This is a genomic window from Vibrio sp. 10N.261.45.E2 (assembly GCF_002875705.1).
GTDB lineage: Bacteria > Pseudomonadota > Gammaproteobacteria > Enterobacterales > Vibrionaceae > Vibrio.
The window spans coordinates 1-1,837 of sequence record NZ_MCZZ01000147.1 but is presented as its reverse complement, the minus strand read 5'-3'; the positions used below and the strand labels follow the sequence as shown (position 1 = coordinate 1,837).

The following is a 1,837-nucleotide window of genomic DNA, read 5'->3' as shown; positions in this document are numbered from 1 at the left end:
CTAATGCTTCCCTATGCACCCGTCAAAATCTTCCATGAGACAAAATGTTGAACAAATAAGACACACCACAATAAACAATGTCTAAAAACTGACGCGCTACGCTTGTCGGCTCATTTATGGCCTACAAGCAAGCTTATAGCGCCAGAAATCGAGCAAAAAAAACGATGCTGAAAAGCACCGTAAGGAATCATTTTTGAGATGAGAGCTTTCTAGGCTCGAAAAGCAAATCGGTTCCGAAAGCCCATTCAGGAATTCCACAAGGCCGCATTTCAATGACTCTTCTCAAAGGAACAACATTATCGTTCATTTTTTCTTTAGGATTGGGAACGGAAATATCAATGCTAAAAGCTAAAAGATCCTTCCGGTGCCTGTAGAAAGTTCTTTTAGGTAAAATAGTCTTAGGCGAATGGCCTTCCTTCCAGAGAAGATAAGTAGACCTAAGGTGACTAGGTAACTCTAAAACTAAATTATCACGCTCTTTCTGTTCACTCATTTCTACCCTGCCCAAATATTCCGAGTACAGCTCCCACATATCAATATTAAACCATCCAGTACCAACATTCAGCCCAAGCTTAGAAAGCTCTTTGGTTCTAAGAGTTAATTCGGCTCTAAGTTTATTATTAGCAAAATCAGGGAGTGAAGTTAATGCAAGTGCAGCAGGCAAAACATGATCTTCTATTTCCTGTCCCTTAGCATAAAACTTCAAGCTCCAGCGCTGAGAGTTCTTGCCGAAATAAACAGTATTGCCTTTAGAAACAGCGGTGCCGTGTCTAGTTCTAGAAGTCTGTTCTAAATGGGAAAGCCAAGTAATAACATCAAGCCTAGAGCCCAGTTCAAACATGCCATTGATATCAACTCGTGAAATAGTGTAATGACCAGAACAAACTGCCTCGCGCAGAGCCTGGGGCTGAGTCTTTCCAAATCTCTGCGCGATCGAATCATATAGCTCTACAACCAAATTATTCAAATCGGAAGTACCAAAAATATTATGGCCTTGGAACCATTTTACAGGGTTACCAGATACAGAAAGAATCCAATAATTTTCAAAATCAGGGAGGTTGGGTAAATTGTGACGCTCAGTTCTAATATAAATTTTAGTGTCGTGGCTTCCCTCGACTCCCATTCTTTTATCTAGGGTGTATTCAACTTCACCGTCAGGATTAGTAGAAATTACATTACCCCCATTAAGTTGTTCATCACTCCAAAAAAGAAATTTAACAGAGAGCCAATCAACCATTAAAGATGGGTTTGTAGTTTCAAAAGAAACGAAATCTTCAGGGACAGGATTCTTCCTGTGACTCTCGCAAAAATCCCTAACCTCTTTAATAAGAGAAACTGACTCTATAGACTTCACATGATTTCCATATCCCATATTGATCACTTCTCTTTTAAATTGGTGACATTCAATAAGCTAGAACCCAAAGCTTGAGCCATCAAAGCCTCATACCCAGAAACATTCCCACTCTTGGCTTCTTTGATTGCCTGAGTAAGAAGTTTTAGAGACTCAACATTCTCAGATAAACAAGAAACAACAAAAGCAGACTGAGCCTGTCCGGTCACTTCTGAAAACTCAGCAAGAGCATCGTCAACATCCTTAGGAAGAGAGATCGTTAAACGTCGTTTATTAGTAGCCATATTCAAACCTGTTCATTGGTGATGTACCAAGAATACATGCGATGCACTAGGATGTAAATAAACCTGTGTCATTTGGTGGCACAAAAGTCTAAGCAGACGAAGGTAGGTAGCATAAGGGGTTTAGTGTTTAGGGGTGACATGGGTGGCACAAAAGTCGGGTATCACTAAGACCCGACCCCCAAGGTGCATAGGGAAGCATTAG

Annotated in this window: 2 protein-coding genes; both read right to left on the bottom strand. The window is 40.6% G+C overall.

Annotation, left to right across the window (positions count from 1 at the left end):
- Nucleotides 1–187 precede the first annotated feature (187 nt).
- Nucleotides 188–1,354: a phage/plasmid replication protein, II/X family gene (locus tag BCT34_RS19330; RefSeq protein WP_157934861.1), complete on the bottom strand. Its 1,167-nt coding sequence runs from the start codon at nucleotides 1,352–1,354 to the stop codon at nucleotides 188–190.
- A 23-nt stretch (nucleotides 1,355–1,377) separates the two neighbouring features.
- Nucleotides 1,378–1,635: a hypothetical protein gene (locus BCT34_RS19325; protein WP_076651656.1), complete on the bottom strand. Its 258-nt coding sequence runs from the start codon at nucleotides 1,633–1,635 to the stop codon at nucleotides 1,378–1,380.
- Nucleotides 1,636–1,837 lie beyond the last annotated feature (202 nt).

What these genes read in the sequence shown, in the direction of transcription:
- BCT34_RS19325 (WP_076651656.1), bottom strand. Translation starts at nt 1,635, where the DNA reads ATGGCTACTAATAAACGACGTTTAACGATCTCTCTTCCTAAGGATGTT.